This window comes from Rhodococcus ruber (assembly GCF_016804345.1).
Taxonomy (GTDB): Bacteria; Actinomycetota; Actinomycetes; order Mycobacteriales; family Mycobacteriaceae; genus Rhodococcus; species Rhodococcus ruber.
Window position 1 is genome coordinate 3,889,450 of sequence record NZ_CP044211.1, and the last position, 16,396, is coordinate 3,905,845.

17 protein-coding genes are annotated in these 16,396 nt (G+C 69.8%); 6 read left to right on the top strand and 11 right to left on the bottom strand.

Annotated features, from left to right (window positions below; all coding sequences use genetic code 11):
* Window positions 1–217 precede the first annotated feature (217 nt).
* The gene (locus F1734_RS17975; protein ID WP_003939130.1) at window positions 218–472 is read left to right on the top strand and encodes a WhiB family transcriptional regulator; all 255 of its coding nucleotides are present in this window, start codon (window positions 218–220) and stop codon (window positions 470–472) included.
* A 102-nt stretch (window positions 473–574) separates the two neighbouring features.
* On the opposite strand, the gene F1734_RS17980 is transcribed toward F1734_RS17975, so the two are convergent.
* Window positions 575–2,053: a sensor histidine kinase gene (locus tag F1734_RS17980; protein WP_040272462.1), complete on the bottom strand. Its 1,479-nt coding sequence runs from the start codon at window positions 2,051–2,053 to the stop codon at window positions 575–577.
* 17 nt (window positions 2,054–2,070) lie between these two features.
* Window positions 2,071–2,286, bottom strand: a complete 216-nt coding sequence (locus tag F1734_RS17985) for a biotin/lipoyl-binding carrier protein (RefSeq protein ID WP_003939128.1) — start codon at window positions 2,284–2,286, stop codon at window positions 2,071–2,073.
* Between the two features lie 96 nt (window positions 2,287–2,382).
* On the opposite strand from F1734_RS17985, the gene F1734_RS26570 reads away from it, so the two are divergent.
* Window positions 2,383–2,457, top strand: a complete 75-nt coding sequence (locus F1734_RS26570) for a 50S ribosomal protein bL37 (RefSeq protein WP_022597109.1) — start codon at window positions 2,383–2,385, stop codon at window positions 2,455–2,457.
* A 66-nt stretch (window positions 2,458–2,523) separates the two neighbouring features.
* On the opposite strand, the gene rsrA is transcribed toward F1734_RS26570, so the two are convergent.
* Together rsrA and F1734_RS17995 are read right to left on the bottom strand one after the other, a co-directional pair.
* Entirely contained in the window at window positions 2,524–2,805 is a 282-nt protein-coding gene (gene rsrA, locus F1734_RS17990) for a mycothiol system anti-sigma-R factor (protein ID WP_010594728.1), read from the bottom strand.
* Complete coding sequence (locus F1734_RS17995; RefSeq protein ID WP_010594729.1) at window positions 2,802–3,431, bottom strand: sigma-70 family RNA polymerase sigma factor; 630 nt, start codon at window positions 3,429–3,431, stop codon at window positions 2,802–2,804. The genes rsrA and F1734_RS17995 overlap by 4 nt, the downstream gene beginning before the upstream one ends.
* A gap of 160 nt (window positions 3,432–3,591) precedes the next feature.
* Between F1734_RS17995 and ybaK the strand changes: the two genes are divergently transcribed.
* The 3 genes from ybaK to rsgA all read left to right on the top strand — a co-directional run bounded on the left by ybaK (window position 3,592) and on the right by rsgA (window position 6,451).
* On the top strand, window positions 3,592–4,089 hold the full coding sequence (gene ybaK / locus F1734_RS18000) for a Cys-tRNA(Pro) deacylase (RefSeq protein ID WP_010594730.1): 498 nt from the start codon (window positions 3,592–3,594) through the stop codon (window positions 4,087–4,089).
* A gap of 107 nt (window positions 4,090–4,196) precedes the next feature.
* A complete protein-coding gene (gene aroA / locus F1734_RS18005) occupies window positions 4,197–5,465 on the top strand; it encodes a 3-phosphoshikimate 1-carboxyvinyltransferase (RefSeq protein ID WP_165276456.1) in 1,269 nt (422 codons plus the stop codon).
* Window positions 5,432–6,451 (top strand): ribosome small subunit-dependent GTPase A, encoded by a 1,020-nt coding sequence (gene rsgA / locus F1734_RS18010; RefSeq protein ID WP_040272459.1) that lies wholly within the window; start codon window positions 5,432–5,434, stop codon window positions 6,449–6,451. The genes aroA and rsgA overlap by 34 nt, the downstream gene beginning before the upstream one ends.
* 109 nt (window positions 6,452–6,560) lie before the next feature.
* On the opposite strand, the gene F1734_RS18015 is transcribed toward rsgA, so the two are convergent.
* The 6 genes from F1734_RS18015 to F1734_RS18040 form a co-directional block, all read right to left on the bottom strand.
* A complete protein-coding gene (locus F1734_RS18015) occupies window positions 6,561–7,796 on the bottom strand; it encodes a fatty acid desaturase family protein (RefSeq protein WP_048770748.1) in 1,236 nt (411 codons plus the stop codon).
* Window positions 7,797–7,857: 61 nt separating this feature from the next.
* Window positions 7,858–9,090, bottom strand: a complete 1,233-nt coding sequence (locus F1734_RS18020; RefSeq protein ID WP_017679565.1) for a fatty acid desaturase family protein — start codon at window positions 9,088–9,090, stop codon at window positions 7,858–7,860.
* A 35-nt stretch (window positions 9,091–9,125) separates the two neighbouring features.
* Complete coding sequence (locus tag F1734_RS18025) at window positions 9,126–10,256, bottom strand: ferredoxin reductase (RefSeq protein ID WP_203010857.1); 1,131 nt, start codon at window positions 10,254–10,256, stop codon at window positions 9,126–9,128.
* A gap of 97 nt (window positions 10,257–10,353) precedes the next feature.
* On the bottom strand, window positions 10,354–10,866 hold the full coding sequence (locus F1734_RS18030) for a DUF6912 family protein (protein ID WP_010594738.1): 513 nt from the start codon (window positions 10,864–10,866) through the stop codon (window positions 10,354–10,356).
* Window positions 10,867–10,869: 3 nt separating this feature from the next.
* The gene (locus F1734_RS18035) at window positions 10,870–12,282 is read right to left on the bottom strand and encodes a WS/DGAT/MGAT family O-acyltransferase (RefSeq protein WP_010594739.1); all 1,413 of its coding nucleotides are present in this window, start codon (window positions 12,280–12,282) and stop codon (window positions 10,870–10,872) included.
* Complete coding sequence (locus tag F1734_RS18040; RefSeq protein WP_010594740.1) at window positions 12,279–12,737, bottom strand: HAD-IA family hydrolase; 459 nt, start codon at window positions 12,735–12,737, stop codon at window positions 12,279–12,281. Before F1734_RS18040 ends, F1734_RS18035 begins: the two co-directional genes overlap by 4 nt.
* A 196-nt stretch (window positions 12,738–12,933) precedes the next feature.
* Between F1734_RS18040 and F1734_RS18045 the strand changes: the two genes are divergently transcribed.
* Complete coding sequence (locus tag F1734_RS18045; RefSeq protein WP_010594741.1) at window positions 12,934–13,437, top strand: Rv3235 family protein; 504 nt, start codon at window positions 12,934–12,936, stop codon at window positions 13,435–13,437.
* Window positions 13,438–13,477: 40 nt separating this feature from the next.
* Here the strand turns inward: F1734_RS18045 and secA are convergent, their stop codons facing one another.
* Window positions 13,478–16,279 carry a preprotein translocase subunit SecA gene (gene secA, locus F1734_RS18050; RefSeq protein ID WP_051009385.1) on the bottom strand — a complete coding sequence of 934 codons (2,802 nt, stop codon included), beginning with the start codon at window positions 16,277–16,279 and terminating at the stop codon, window positions 13,478–13,480.
* Between the last annotated feature and the right edge of the window lie 117 nt (window positions 16,280–16,396).

Below are 16,396 nucleotides of genomic sequence, written 5' to 3' on the forward strand. Positions count from 1 at the left end.
TACATTTTTGTGTTCCGCGGTGTACAAAGGAAGTTCGAGTCCCGGAACGGGCCACAGCCGGCGTGAGCTTCCCCACGGTCGTGTCGATTCCTATTGACTTCACGCTGGTTCGTGAAAGCATTCACAAGTAACCGCGCGGAAACACTTGCCGACGCACGCATGAACTTGCCACCACGATCAGCCGGTGCGACGAGCACTATCGAAGGAGAGTAGAAGCATGGACTGGCGCCACAAGGCCATCTGCCGCGACGAGGATCCCGAGCTGTTCTTCCCCGTCGGTAACAGCGGCCCGGCCCTCGCGCAGATCGCCGACGCCAAGCTCGTGTGCAACCGCTGCCCCGTCACCGCCGAGTGCCTCTCGTGGGCCCTCGAGTCCGGTCAGGACGCGGGCGTGTGGGGCGGCATGAGCGAGGACGAGCGTCGTGCCCTCAAGCGCCGCAACGCCCGCACCCGGGCGCGCTCCGCGGTCTGACACGGCCCACCGCCACAGATCTCCGGGAAGGCCCGGCACCGCTTCGGTGCCGGGCCTTCCTGCCTCCGCGGGCCTGGTTCCCGCCGGACTCCCCACGGGGGCTCAGCCGAGCGCCACCCGGCCCAGCGGAACCCGCAGCCGCGCATCCGTTCCCGTCGTCGCGCCCCGCTCGAGCCGCAACGTGCCGCCGAGTTCGGCGGCGACGAGCGTGCGGACGATCTGCAGGCCCAACCGGTCCGAGCTCTCGAGGTCGAATCCCTCCGGCAGTCCCTTGCCCTCGTCGTGGACCACCACGTCGAGCCAGCGGGCCGACCGCTCGGCCCGCAGCGTCACGGTGCCGGCCGCACCCGGATCGAAGGCATGCTCGACCGAGTTCTGCACGAGTTCGGTGAGCACCATCACCAGCGGTGTCGCCCGCTCGGCGGGGAATACCCCCAGGCTGCCCTCCCGGCGCACCCGGACCTGACTGCCCACGGCCGCGACGTCGACGACGATGGGGATCAGCCGGTCGACGACGTCGTCGAGATCGACCTCCTCGTCCACCGACATCGACAGCGCCTCGTGCACGAGCGCGATCGACGTCACCCGGCGCACCGCCTCGGCCAGCGCCTGCCGGGCCTCGGTGTTGCCGGTGCGTCGCGCCTGCAGCCGCAGCAGGGCCGCGACCGTCTGCAGGTTGTTCTTCACCCGGTGGTGGATCTCCCGGATCGTGGCATCCTTGCTCAGCAACGCCCGATCGCGCCGCTTGACCTCGGTGACGTCGCGGATGACCACCGCCGCACCCTCGAGCCGGCCGCCGGGCGCGAGCACCAGCGCACGCAGCAGCACGGTGGCCCCGCGTGCCTCGATCTCCATGGGCCGTCCCAGCTTGCCGCGCACCGCACCCCGCAGGTAGCTCTCGACGTCCTCGCTCTCGAACGGATCGGTCACCAGCGCGCGTGTCGTCTCGATCAGGTTCTGGCCGAGCAGGTCGGAGTTCAACCCCATCCGGTGGTAGGCGGACAGGGCATTCGGGCTCGCATACACCACCCGGCCGGACCGGTCGAGGCGGATGAAGCCGTCGCCCGCGCGGGGGCTCGACTTGGTGTCCGAACGCAATTCCGTGGTCGGGAAGGTGCCCTCGCAGATCATCGTGAACAGGGCGTCGGCGCACTCGAGGTACGCGGTCTCGAGGGCGCTCTTGGTGCGCCTGGCCACGGTGGCCGCGTCGCGGCTCAGAACGGCGATGACCTGCCCGTCCCAGCGGACCGGCACCGCCTGCCGGCGCAGCGGCGCGACGTGGCTGGGCCGCGCGTCCGCAGAGACGACCACTCCGGTCTCGAGGGCCCGCAACACGTGCGGGTGTTCCCGCTCGGACACCACCGAACCCACCATGTCCTCGGGCAGCACGGTCGATGCGGTGGTGGGGCGGCACTGCGCCACGCACACCACCCCACTCGGCTCGGCGCTCACCCACAACAGGACGTCCGCGAAGGACAGGTCCGCGAGCAACTGCCATTCGCCGACGACTCGCTGCAGGTGGTCGACCGCACCGCCCGGCAGGTCGGTGTGCTCGGCGAGAAGAGCGCTGAGGGTGGACACGGGCGGCACGTGCGGACTCAGGAGATGACCGCGATGAGGTCGCCCTGCTGCACGACGTCGCCGACGACCACGTCCAGTGAGGTCACGGTGCCCGACGTCTCGGCGAGCACCGGAATCTCCATCTTCATGGACTCCAGGATCACCAGCGTGTCGCCCTCGGCGACGACGTCCCCTTCCTGCACCACCACCTCGAACACGGTGGAGACCATCTCGGCGCGCACGTCTTCGGCCATCGGGCACCTCATTCCACGAAGAAGACGGTGGCCCTGCTTTCAGGGCCACCGGACCACACGTGAAACACTGTAATGAACCAGAAAGGAGATCGGACCATGGGTAAGCGAGGCCGCAAGAAGCGCAGTCGCAAGGGTAACGCCGCCAACCACGGCAAGCGTCCCAACGCCTGAGGCGCGCACACACGCGTGAGGGGGCCGGAAGCAGCTGCTTCCGGCCCCCTCACGCGTGTCGGGTGGTCAATCCCGGACGTCGGTGCGCGTCACGACGACGGTCCGCCGGATCTCGACCAGCAGCCGCTCCCGCAGGCCCTCCGGGGCGTGCTCGCCGCCGCACTTGCGGCTGAGCAGGGACTTGAGCTGGGATTCGAGCCCGTACGCCTCGAGGCAGGACCCGCAGTCGTCGAGATGGCGCTGCAGACGCTCACGCGACCGGTCGTCGCACTCGCTGTCGAGCAGCAGATAGACGTCCGCGATCACTGCGGAACAGTCGAGCTGATCGAAGTCGGCCGACTCGCTCACCTCGAGACCTCCTTGTTGTCCACGCCGTGTCCGACAGCAGCGTCCACGGCCCCGCTCCGGTTGAATCCTCGCTCCCGCGCGACATCGGCCAGCAGGCCGCGCAGCTGCTTGCGGCCGCGGTGCAGCCGTGACATGACCGTGCCGATGGGCGTGCCCATGATCTCCGCGATCTCCTTGTACGGGAAACCCTCGACGTCGGCGTAGTACACCGCCATCCGGAACTCCTCGGGCAGCTCCTGCAACGCGGCCTTGATGTCGTCGTCGGGAAGCGCGTCGAGCGCCTCGACCTCGGCCGACCGCAGACCGGTGGAGCTGTGCTCGGCCGTCGCCGCCAGCTGCCAGTCGGTGATCTCCTCGGTGGGGTACTGAGCGGGCTGGCGCTGCTTCTTGCGGTAGGAGTTGATGTAGGTGTTCGTCAGGATGCGGTACAGCCACGCCTTGAGATTGGTCCCCTCCTTGAACGAGGAGAAGGCGGAGAACGCCTTGATATACGTCTCCTGAACCAGATCCTCCGCGTCCGCGGGGTTGCGGGTCATCCGCAGCGCCGCGCCGTAGAGCTGATCGAGCAGGGGCAATGCATCCCGCTCGAACCGTTCGGCCAGTTCCGTACCAGACTCCTCGACCACACCGATCCCTTCACTTGCCGTATCCGTGAAGGCTACCGGCCGGGACGGGCACAGCACAGGCACGCGGCACTCCTCGCTCTCGGTCACCGGCCACGCCGATCGTGGCGGCCACCCGGAATCAACACGACAGGGTGGGTGCTTGTTCCCTACATTGACGCGCATGGCCTCGACCTCCACTCCCGCGACCACGCTGCTGACACGCGAGAAAGTCACCCACCGCGTCCACGAGTACCCGCACGACCCGCGAGCCGGCTCGTTCGGTTCCGAGGCCGTCGAGCTCCTCGGGCAGCGGCTCGGGGTGGCCCCCGCCCAGATCTTCAAGACCCTCGTGATCAAGCTCTCCGACGGCAAGCTCGCGGTGGCCGTGATCCCGGTCCCGGCGACGCTGTCGCTGAAGGCGGCCGCGGCCGCCCTCGGGGGCGGCAAGGCGGTCATGGCCGAACGCAGCGACGCCGAACGCGCCACCGGCTACGTCCTCGGGGGAATCTCACCGCTGGGTCAGCGCAGCCGGCTGCGCACCGCCGTCGACGCCTCCGCGCACCAGTGGGACCGGGTCCTGTGCAGCGCCGGACGCCGCGGCCTCGAGATCGAACTCGCCCCGGCGGACCTGGTGCGGCTCACGGGAGCAGTGGTGGCGCCGATCACCGCCGGGGCCTGATGCGGGGGCGCCCGGGAGGTGCCGCGCCGACCACCCGCGCCGCGGACCGCACCCGGCCGCGGGGTGTGGCAGGTGGCTGCCGGCTGCGGATAGGCGAAGATGGACGGGTGAATCCGTGGAGTGCGCCCCGAGCCGAGTCACCCGTCGACAGTTCCGTCACGCTGCCCGGGTCCAAGTCGATCACCAACCGCGCCCTGATCCTCGCTGCGCTCGCGGACGGCCCGTCCACCGTGACCGGTGCGCTGCGCAGTCGCGACACCGACCTGATGATCGCGGCCCTGCGCGGACTGGGCACGACGATCGACGAGCGAGACGACGGCACCACGCTGCACGTCATCCCCGGCCGGCTGCACGGCGCCCGGGTGGACTGCGGCCTGGCGGGAACGGTGATGCGATTCGTGCCGTCCCTCGCGGCGCTGGCCGACGGCGACGTCTTCTTCGACGGTGACGAGCAGGCGCGTACCCGCCCGATGGGCACCGTCCTCGAGGCCCTGCGCTCGCTCGGCGCCGACGTCGACGGCGACACCCTGCCCTTCACCGTGCGCGGGCGCGGCTCCCTGCGCGGCGGCACCGTCACCATCGACGCGTCGGGGTCGTCACAGTTCGTCTCGGGTCTGCTGCTCTCCGCCGCCGCGTTCGTCGAGGGCGTCACGGTGCGGCACGCCGGGGCGGCCGTGCCGTCCATGCCGCACATCGACATGACCGTCGAGATGCTGCGCGAGTCCGCGGTGACGGTCGACACGTCCGTGCCCGACACCTGGCGGGTCGCACCGGGCCCGGTCCGCGCCGTGGACCGGGTCGTCGAGCCCGACCTGTCCAACGCGACCCCGTTCCTGGCGGCCGCGGCCGTCACGGCCGGCACGGTGTCGGTGCCGCGATGGCCGCAGCGCACCACCCAGGCCGGCGACGCGATCCGCGGAATCCTCGAGCAGATGGGTGCCGACGTCGCACTGTCCGACGGAACGCTCACCGTGCGAGGCCCGAAGCATCTGCGCGGCCTCGACGTCGACCTGCACGACGTCGGCGAGCTCGCCCCCACGGTCGCCGCACTCGCGGCGCTGGCGACCACCCCGTCCACGCTGCGGGGCATCGCCCACCTGCGCGGGCACGAGACGGACCGCCTGGCCGCCCTGGTCACGGAGCTCGGCAAGCTCGGCGGTTCCGCCACCGAGCTTGCGGACGGCCTGCACATCGTGCCCGCGCCGCTGCACGGCGGACGCTGGCATTCGTATGCGGATCACCGGATGGCGACGGCGGGCGCGATCGTGGGACTCGTCGTCGACGGCATCGAGGTCGAGGACATCGGCACGACGGCCAAGACCCTGCCCGGCTTCCCCGAGCTGTGGGCCGGGATGCTGAGGGGAGCGCGCTCCTGAGCCGGCGGACCTACGACGAGACCGACGTCCGGATCCGTCCGGGCAAGGGCTCGCGGCCGCGCACGAAGGACCGGCCGGCCCATCGGGACGCCGTCGAAGCGATGGTCGTCTCCGTCGACCGTGGCCGGTGGGGCTGCGTGCTGGAGGGTGATCCCGCGCGGCCGGTCGTCGCGATGCGGGCCCGGGAGCTCGGCCGTACCCCTGTCGTCGTCGGGGATCGGGTCGCGGTGGTCGGGGACCTGTCGGGGCGGCCCGACACGCTTGCGCGCATCGTGCGGGTACAGGAACGCACCACGGTGTTGCGCCGCACCGCCGACGACACCGACCCGTTCGAGCGGATCGTCGTGGCCAACGCGGAGCAGCTGCTGATCGTCGTCGCACTGGCCGATCCGCCGCCGCGGACCGGGCTGGTCGAACGGTCCATGGTCGCCGCGTTTGCGGGCGGGCTGGAACCGGTGCTGTGCCTGACGAAGAGCGATCTGGCCGATCCCGGGGAGTTCACGGCGCAGTTCGCGGATCTGGACGTTCCCGTGGTGCTGGCGGGCCGCGAGCAGGACCTGTCGGAGCTGACGGCGATGCTGGCGGGCAGGTCGACCGCGCTGATCGGCCATTCCGGCGTGGGAAAGTCCACTCTGGTCAACCGGCTCGTCCCGGATGCCGACCGCGCCACCGGCGAGGTCTCGGGGGTCGGGAAGGGCCGGCACACCTCCACGCAGTCGGTGGCGCTGCCGTTGCCGGGCGGCGGGTGGGTGATCGACACCCCCGGGATCAGGTCGTTCGGGCTCGCTCACATCGATGCCGACGACGTGATCGCCGCGTTCTCGGATCTCGCCGACGCGGTGGAGGATTGTCCCCGTGGCTGCACCCACCTGGGCCCGCCCGCGGACCCCGAGTGCGCACTCGACGCCCTCGAGGGCAAGTCCGGGCGCCGCGCGATGGCGGTGCGCACACTGCTGACCGCGATCGCCGCCAACGAATCCTGGTGAGCCCGGTCCCCGGACGCCGGGTGTCACAGGGACGCCGAGCGCCCGGTGTCACAGGGACGCCGAGCGCCCGGTGTCACAGGGACGCCGGGCGCTCGGTGTGGATTCGGGATCAGCGCATGCCGAGGAGACGGCGCACGCCGCGGACCCGGCGGTTCTCGCGGATCGCGGTGGCCAGGCCGCGGCGCCGGCCGGTCGCAGGGTCCACGACGGCGGTGCCGCCGAAGCCGCGCTCGGACGCGGTTTCCGGGGCCGCGTCCGGGGTGTCCGCGAGGTACTTGTTCGGCAGCGACAGCTTGGCGATGGTGCGCCAGGACTTGAAGTACTGCACGGCGAGCGGGCCGGTGGTGTACGGCAGGTCGTACTTGTCGCACAGCTCGCGCACCCGCACCGCGATCTCGGCGTACCGGTTCGACGGCAGGTCCGGGAACAGGTGGTGTTCGATCTGGTAGCTCAGGTTGCCGGTCATGAAGTCCATGACCGGGCCGCCGGAGATGTTGGCGCTGCCGAGCATCTGGCGCAGGTACCACTGCGCCTGCGTCTCGTTGTCGACGTCGGCCTTGGTGAACTTCTCGGCGCCGTCGGGGAAGTGCCCGCAGAAGATGACCGCGTTGGTCCACAGATTGCGGATCACGTTGGCCGTCATGTTCGCGGTGAGCGTGGACCTCCACGCCTTACCCGTCAGCGCCGGATAGACCACGTAGTCCTTGGCGATCTGGCGACCGATCTTGTCCCCCACCTCGCGCAGCTTGCGCTTGGTCTCGGCGCGGTCGTCGCGGCCCTTGGCGACCTTGCCGAGTTCGAGGTGCTGGACCGCGACGCCGTACTGGAACAGCAGGGCGAGCAGGGCGTTGTAGACGATGTTGCCGTAGTTGAACGGCTGCCAGCGCTGGTCGCGCGTCACCCGCAGCAGGCCGTATCCCACGTCGTCGTCCATGCCGAGGATGTTGGTGTACTTGTGGTGCAGGTAGTTGTGGGTCTGCTTCCAGTGCGCGGACGGGTCGGCGTTGTCCCACTCCCAGTGGACGGAGTGGACCTCGGGATCGTTCATCCAGTCCCACTGCCCGTGCATCACGTTGTGCCCGAGCTCCATGTTCTCGACGATCTTCGAGAGGCCGAGCAGGCCCGCACCGAGCAGCCACAGCGGCCGCCGGCGGCTGCCGAACAGCACCGCACGCCCACTCAGCTCCAGGCCGCGCTGCAGTCGGATCGTGTTGCGGATGTAGCGGGCGTCGCGCTCGCCGCGGGAGTCCTCGATGTCCCGCCGGATGGCGTCGAGCTCCCGGCCGAGGGCCTCGACGTCCGCCTCGGTGAGGTGCGCGTACTCCTTGATGTCCGAAATGGCCATGCGCCTACCGTACCGTAAGTTACGAATCCGTAGGTTACGGAGATGTAGCTTGTGCGGCAGATCACTTCCGGCGGGTGGCGCGCTTGGCGGCCCGCAGGGTCCGCAGCGCGGTCGCGAGCCCCTCACGACGCTCCCCCACCGACCGCACCCGCGGCAGATCGGGACGCCGGAACTTGCGCTCGGAGGAGGTCTCCGGGGCGTCGTCCGACGTGGCCCGCAGCCACGCGTCCGGCAGTGCCAGCTTGTGGATCGTGCGCAGCGCGAGCAGGTACTGCTTACCGAGCGGACCGCTGGTGTACGGCAGGTCGTACTTCGCACACAGCGCGCGGACCCGCTCCGCGATCTCGGGGTAGCGGTTGCTGGGCAGGTCCGGGAACAGGTGGTGCTCGATCTGGTAACTCAGATTGCCGGTCATGAAGGCCATCACCGGGCCGGCATCGATGTTGGCGCTACCGAGCAGCTGCCGCAGGTACCACTGCCCCTGCGTCTCGTTCTCGTACTGCGCCACGGTGAACTTCTCGGCGCCGTCGGGAAAATGGCCGCAGAAGATCACCACGTACGCCCACAGGTTCCGCACCAGGTTCGCCGTGAGGTTCGCCGTGATCGTGCTGCGCCACGCACGGCCCGTCATGGCCGGGAACAGCACCAGGTCCTTGCCCAGCTGCCGCGCGATCTTGCGCGCGAAGTCCTTGGTGGGCTGGGAGTTCCACTGGCCTTCCGGCACCCCGGCAGCCTTCTTCTCGGCATCGAGGTCGTGCAGTGCGATGCCCCACTCGAACGTGGCTGCGAGGATCAGGTTGGCCAGGGGCTGCAGCAGGTTGATCGGCCGCCACTTCTCGTCGCGCGTCATCCGCAGGATGCCGAAGCCCACGTCGTCGTCCATCCCGACGATGTTCGTGTAGGTGTGGTGCGCGTAGTTGTGGGCGCGCTTCCAGTGCTGCGACGGACCCGTTTGATCCCATTCCCACGAGGTCGAGTGGATCTCCGGATCGTTCATCCAGTCCCACTGCCCGTGCATCACGTTGTGCCCGAGCTCCATGTTCTCGATGATCTTCGACAGCGAGAGCAGGCCCGTGCCGAGCAGCCACAGCGGACGCCGGCGGCTGCCGAACAGCGCCGCGCGACCGCCGATCTCGAGGACGCGTTGCAGACGGATGGTGTTGCGGATGTAGCGGGCGTCGCGCAGCCCTCGGGCGTCCTCGATGTCGCGACGGATCGCGTCGAACTCGCGGCCGAGTTCCTCGATGTCCGCGTCGGTGAGGTGAGCGAACTCGGTGATGTCGGTGATTGCCACCGGGGTCCTTCCCCCTGGAACGGGTGGGTAGTGCGTCAGGCGCCGAGCGTGCAGTCTCCGGCAGCCGCGGAGATGCAGGTCTGTACCCGCTCCCCCTCGGCGTGTTCCTTGCCGGACCGGAGGTCGACGACATGCCCCTTCTCCAAGGGCACCACACAAGTCTGACAGATTCCCATCCGGCAGCCGAACGGCATCAGCGCGCCGGCGCTTTCACCGGCCTCGAGCAGGGTCGTCGCACCGTCGACGGCGACGGTCTTGCCGGACTTGGCGAAGGTCACCGTCCCGCCGGCGCCGGAGGTGTCCGCGCGGGAGACGGCGAAGCGTTCCAGGTGCAGCCGCTCGGACAGGCCCGCGGACTCCCAGAACCGGTCGATGTCGTCGAGCATCGCCTGCGGTCCGCACGCCCACACCTGACGCTCCCGCCAGTCGGGGCACACGGTGTCGAGCTCGGCGAGGGCGAACTTGCCCTGCTCCCGCGTCAGGCGCACGTACGGGTGGTACTGCTCGTGATCCGCCCCGAATCGGGCGATCTCGTCGGCGAACATCACCTCGGCGGCGGTGGGCGCCGAGTGGACGTGCACCACATCGGGCAGTTCGGCATGGGCCTGCACGGACCGGCGGTCGAGGGTGCGCAGCATCGAGATGATCGGGGTGATGCCGCTGCCCGCGGTGAGGAACAGGATCTTCGCCGGCGGGGGGTCGGACAGGACGAACTCGCCCTTGGGCTCGGCGAGCCGCACGATCGTGCCGGCGGGCACGCCGCTGACGAGGTGGGTCGAGAGGAACCCGTCGGTCATGGCCTTGACGGTGATCGAGATGAGCTTGCGGTCCCACGTGGGCGAGGACGTCAGTGAGTACGAACGCCAGTGCCAGCGGCCGTCGACGTGCAACCCGATGCCGATGTACTGGCCCGGCGCGTATCCGAAGTCGAAGCCCCAGCCGGGCTTGATGACGAGTGTCGCGGAGTCCGCGGTCTCGCGGCGGACCTCGACGATGCGTCCACGCAGCTCGCGCGCCGACCACAGGGGGTTGGCGAGGTGCAGGTAGTCGTCGGGAAGGAGGGGTGTCGTCAGCCGCGCGGCCGCACCACGCAGGATGTTCGACACGGATCGGTCCTTCGTCGCGACGTGCGCCGCCGGCCGCTCGATCCAGTCCTTCAGACCCATCCGATCACTTCTCCTCGTCCAGGGGCTACGCCTCCGTAGGTTACCAGCTCCCTACGGAGGCGTAGGTTGGGCCGAGACGGTGATCACACTCGCGGGGTCAGAGCAGCTCGAGCAGGAACTGCAGCTCCTGCGTGGCGTACCAGGCGAGTTCGTGGTCCTCGGCGTCGCCCAGCACGAACTCCGCCTCCTCGTCGCCGAGGTCGGCCGCATCGACGACCGGCAGGGCCCGGGCGATGTCCGGTTCCGCAGTGGCGAGGTCCACATGCACCGACGCCACCGCGGACAGCGGCACCGGACCGGGCAGCCGGACCACCGCGTCGTCGAGGTCGGGACGCAGGGTGACGCCGTCGACGTCCGCGGCCACCACCACCCGGCGCAGGCCGAACTCGGGCGGCGGGTCGTCGTCGGCCCGGCCGGCGAGCAGCCGCAACGAGGCGCGGGCGGCCTCGGCCATCGCGACCTCGGCGAGTTCCTCGTCGTCACCGGAGGTGTACGCCTCGCGCAGCGCCGGGGTGACCGCGAACGCGGTGCCGCTCACCGCCTCGAACTCACTGTCGGCGACCAACCGCTTCAACGTCTCGATGGTCGCCGGTACGTACACCCGTGTCACAACTCACCTACTGGCATCCAACAACTCCTCGAGCGACTCGTGCAGCAGCGACGTCAGCACCTCCACATCGGGCATGGCGTCGCGGTCCGCATTGAGACCGTAGTAGACGTTGCCGTCGTACGACGTCAACGCGACGCTCAGCGCCTGATTCTTCAGCAGGGGCGAGATCGGATACATCTCGAGGACCCGGGCCCCGGCGAGGTAGAGGGGATGCTGCGGGCCCGGCGCGTTGGTGATCATCAGGTTGAACATGCGCTGAGAGAATCCGCTCGCGACACGAGCCCCGACGGCATGCATGGTCGCGGGCGCGAACCCGGACAGTCGCATCATCGACCGCGCCGGGACCCGGCGGCCCTGCCGAGAGTAGGCCTCCCCGGCGTGCGAGATGTGGGACAGACGGACGACCGCGTTCGGTTCCCCCACCGGGAGGTCGACCAGAAAGGTCGAGACCTCGCCGCGCGGACCCGTCTCGGATTCCTCCCGGCCCGCCTCCGGCACGTCCGGGTCCTCCGCGTAGACCGACATGGGCACCATCGCCCGGACCACCGTCGCCTCCGTCAGCGGCTCCCCGCGGGAGAGCAGCCAGTACCGCAGCGCCCCCGCGATCACCGCCAGCACGACGTCGTTGACGGTGCAGCCGTAGCGCGCCCGGATCTTCCGGTACAACTCGAGGTCCGCCTTGACCACCGCGAACCGGCGGTTACGGGAGATCGGGGCGTTCAACGGGCTGTCGGGCGCGGACTGGGCGGCGGTGCGCGCCAGCCGGCCCACCACGTCCAGCGCCTCCCCGGCCGTCGCGGCCAGATCGCCGACGGCCGCCCGCACTCCCGACACCGCCTCACCGGGCCTGGCCACCAGCTCGGCGAGCGCGCCGAGCAGCAGCGCCGAGTCACTCGGCTCGGGCTCCGGCATCCACAATTCCTCCGGATCCACCCGGGGAGTCTCGGTGGGCTCGAACAGCACCTGCCCGATCTCGAGCGCCTGATCGCCGTCCACCAGCGCCGAGTGGGTCTTGGTGAACAGGGCGCACCGGTCGCCGGCGAGGCCCTCGACGAGATACATCTCCCACAGCGGCCGGGAGCGGTCGAGCGGACGGGAGATCAACCGGGCCAACAGCTCGTGCAGCTGCGTTTCGGAGCCGGGCCGCGGCAGCGCCGACCGCCGCACGTGATAGGTGATGTCGAAGTCGCGGTCGTCGACCCACACCGGACGCGCCAGGCCGAGGGCGACCTCGCGCGCCTTCTGCCGATACCGCGGCACCGCGGCCAGCCGGCGCTCCACGAGCCGCAGCACGTCCTCGTAGTCGAGCCCGCCGCTCGGCTGCTCCAGGATGGCGAGCGACCCGATGTGCATGGGCGTATTGCTCGTCTCCAGAAAGTAGAACGACGCGTCCTGAGCCGACATCCGGTGGGTCATCGCCCCGCATCCCTCTCGTCCTCGTCCCGTCGAGCCGCTCCGGCCTGCGACGGCTCGTCGAGACCGAACAGCACCGTCAGTTCCGCCACCACCTCGGCGGCATCGGCGTGATGCACGCCGACCATTCCCGTGGCTACCGCACCGTCCACGTTCACCCGCAGGTCGTCGACGAACACACACGCCGACGGTTCGAGCCCGAGACGCCGGGCCACCGCCAGGTAGCTGCGCGGATCGGGTTTCGCGGTGCCCACGTCCGCGGACAGCACCACTTCGTCCACCAGCCGGCCCCGCCCCAGATCGCGCAGGGGTGCGGCCGCGGGGCCACCCGGATCGTTGCTGAGGATCGCGGTGCGCACGCCGCGCCGGCGCACCTCGGCGAGGATCCCGCCGAGCGCGGCCGCGTCCGTGCCGGGGCCCGCGAGCACCCCACCGAAATCGAGCACCAGTCCACGCATCGCCCCACCCTAGTTCGCGCGCACCGGTCAGGCGATGCAACGACCCGAACGACACGGCGACACGGCGACACGGCGACACGGCGACACGGCGAGACGGATGTGGCACCATGACCGGCGGCTCCGTCCTCTCCCGGGGTCTACGCACCCGCCGTCGGCCGTTCCGCGCCGACGGCGTCCCTCGGAACCGGGAGAATCGATGACCCCTCAGCACGACGCCCACTACGTCCGACGCATCGCTCCGTTCGAGCCGCCGGTGCAGCGGTGCTGTCCGGCCGGACCACACCGCCGGCACACGAGGCGGCGCCTCACCCCGCACGACGGCCGTTCGATGCATGTGAAGGCCGTGCCGCCGATCGGGCGGCCACTGCCGGAGGTCGATCCGGCGGCACGCCGATTCGCCGACCTCGCGGCTCGGTTGATCCTCGAAGTGGCCGACCGGCGCCGTCCCGAGCCCCAGCTCGCTGCCGTGCTCCATCCGTCGCTGCATGCGACCGTTGCCGTCGGCGCGAAGACGAGCGATCCGGGGACGGCGGTGCTCCTGCGGACCCGGCTGCGTGCGGTGGACGCCGACACCGCCGAGTTGTTCGGTTCCTACGGCCGCGGCCATCGCGTGTTCGCGCTGGCCGGCCGCATCTCGCGCCACCCCGTCTCACGCCGGACGCCGCACGGATGGCTGCTCACCACGGTGTGGCTGGGCTGACCGTGCGTCCGGGCCGGCAACCTCCGGCCCGGACGCATCGTCAGCGGCGGCGCTGCGCCTTGGACTGCTTGCGTGCCGCCTCCCGGCGTTGCCGACGGGTGCCCGTCGTTCCGGGTGCGGACGCGGCCGGCGACGACGTCGCGGGACTGCGCCGAACCTGGGCACTGCCGTCCTCGGCCGGCCCGGTGTAGGTGAGACTGCGGTCGTCGTCCTCGTCGAGGCCCTTCGCACGCAGCGTCGCCGGGGCGGGCGCGGGTGCCGGAGCCGGCGCGGGGGCCGCCGGGGCGGGAGCCGGCTTCGTCAGGGTGGGGGCGGCCTGCGCGGTGGCCGCCGCGGACGCGGCGGTGACGCCGCCGCCCGGGCCCGGCTGCGCCTGCGCGGCTTCGACCTGCAGGTTGAACAGGAATCCGACGGACTCCTCCTTCAGGCCCTCGAGCATCCCGACGAACATGTCGTAGCCCTCGCGCTGGTACTCCACGAGCGGGTCGCGCTGGGCCATCGCCCGCAGGCCGATGCCCTCCTTGAGGTAGTCCATCTCGTAGAGGTGTTCGCGCCACTTGCGGTCGAGCACCGAGAGCAGGACCCGACGCTCGAGCTCGCGCATGCCGCCCTCACCGGCGATGGCGTCGATCTCCGCCTCACGGCGGGCGTACGCGGCGTGCGCGTCCTTCAGCAACGCCTCGCGCAGTTCCTCCCGGCTGAGATCCGCGGGTTCGCCGTCCGCGGAGGTGGCGAGCTCCTTGTGATCGAGGCCCACCGGGTAGAGGGTTCGCAGGGCCGTCCACAGCTGCTCGAGGTCCCAGTCCTCGACGTAGCCCTCTGCGGTGGCGCCGTCCACGTAGGCGGTGACCACATCCGTGATCATGTGCTCGACCTGGCCTTCGAGGTCCTCCCCGCGCAGGATGCGGCGACGCTCGTCGTAGATGACGGTGCGCTGCTGGTTCATCACCTCGTCGTACTTCAGGACGTTCTTGCGGATCTCGAAGTTCTGCTGCTCGACCTGGGTCTGGGCGCTCTTGATGGCCTTCGAGACCATCTTCGCCTCGATCGGCACGTCGTCCGGCAGGTTCAAGCGCGTCATGATCGATTCGAGTGCCGCGCCGTTGAAACGGCGCATCAACTCGTCACCGAGCGAGAGGTAGAAGCGCGACTCACCCGGGTCGCCCTGCCGGCCGGAGCGGCCGCGCAGCTGGTTGTCGATCCGGCGGGACTCGTGCCGCTCGGTGCCGAGGACGTACAGGCCGCCCGCGTCCCTGACCTTGTCGGCGTCGGCCTTGACCTCGGCGTTGATCCGCTCGATCGCCTCGTCCCAGGCCGCCTCGTACTCCTCGGGCGTGTGGACCGGGTCGAGACCCCGCTTGCGCAGCTCCACGTCGGCGAGGATGTCGGGGTTGCCGCCGAGCACGATGTCGGTACCGCGGCCGGCCATGTTGGTCGCGACGGTCACCGCGCCGGACCGCCCGGCCTCGGCGATGATCGTCGCCTCCTGCTCGTGGAACTTGGCGTTGAGCACGTTGTGCGGAATGCCGCGCTTGGTGAACTGCGCGGACAGGTATTCGGAGCGTTCGACGCTGGTGGTGCCGATCAGGACCGGCTGCCCCTTGGCATGCCGCTCGGCGACGTCGTCGACGACGGCCGCGAACTTCGCCGTCTCCGTCTTGTAGATCAGGTCGCCCTGGTCCGCGCGGACCATCGGCTTGTTGGTCGGGATCGGGATCACCCCGAGCTCGTAGATCTGGTGCAGCTCCGCGGCCTCGGTCTCGGCGGTGCCCGTCATGCCGGAGAGCTTGTCGTAGAGGCGGAAGTAGTTCTGCAGCGTGATCGTGGCGAGCGTCTGGTTCTCCGCCTTGATCTCGACCCGTTCCTTGGCCTCGATGGCCTGGTGCATGCCCTCGTTGTAGCGACGTCCGACGAGGATGCGGCCGGTGAACTCGTCGACGATGATCACCTCGCCGTCCCGGACGATGTAGTCCTTGTCGCGCTGGTACAGCTCCTTGGCCTTGATCGCGTTGTTGAGGTAGCTCACCAGCGGCGAATTGGCCGCCTCGTACAGGTTGTCGATGCCGAGCTGGTCCTCGACCAGCTCGACCCCCGCTTCGTGCACGCCGATGGTGCGCTTCTTGATGTCCACCTCGTAGTGGACGTCCTTCTTCAGCAGCGGCGCGATCCGCGCGAACTCGGCGTACCACTTGCTCGACGCGTCGGCCGGGCCGGAGATGATCAGCGGCGTCCGGGCCTCGTCGATGAGGATCGAGTCGACCTCGTCGACGATCGCGAAGTTGTGGCCGCGCTGCACGAGATCGTCGAGCGAGTGCGTCATGTTGTCGCGCAGGTAGTCGAAGCCGAACTCGTTGTTGGTGCCGTAGGTGATGTCGGCGGCGTACGCGGTGCGCCGCTCGGCGGGCGTCAGACCGGACAGGATCACCGCCGTCTCGAGACCGAGGGACCGGTGCACCCGGCCCATCCACTCGGAGTCGCGCTTGGCGAGGTAGTCGTTGACCGTCACCACGTGCACGCCCTCGTCGGCGATGGCGTTGAGGTAGGCCGGCAGCACACAGGTCAGGGTCTTGCCCTCACCGGTCTTCATCTCGGCGATGTTGCCGAAGTGTAGCGCCGCGCCGCCCATGATCTGAACGGGGTAGTGCTTCTGGCCCAGCACTCGCCACGACGCCTCGCGCGCTGTGGCGAACGCCTCGGGCAGCAACTCGTCGAGGGTCTCACCCGCCTGGTAGCGACGACGGAACTCGTCCGTCTTGGCCCGCAACTGCTCGTCGGTCAGGGACTCGAACTCGGGTGAGAGGGAATCGACGTGGTCGGCGATGTGCTTGAGCCGCTTGACCATGCGACCTTCACCGACTCTGAGCAGCTTCGACAGCGACAGCACGGGCGTGTTCGTCCTCAATCTCGGGTACAGCACGGACAACGAAAATCCGGCCGAGGCCTGTATCGACCCCGGCCG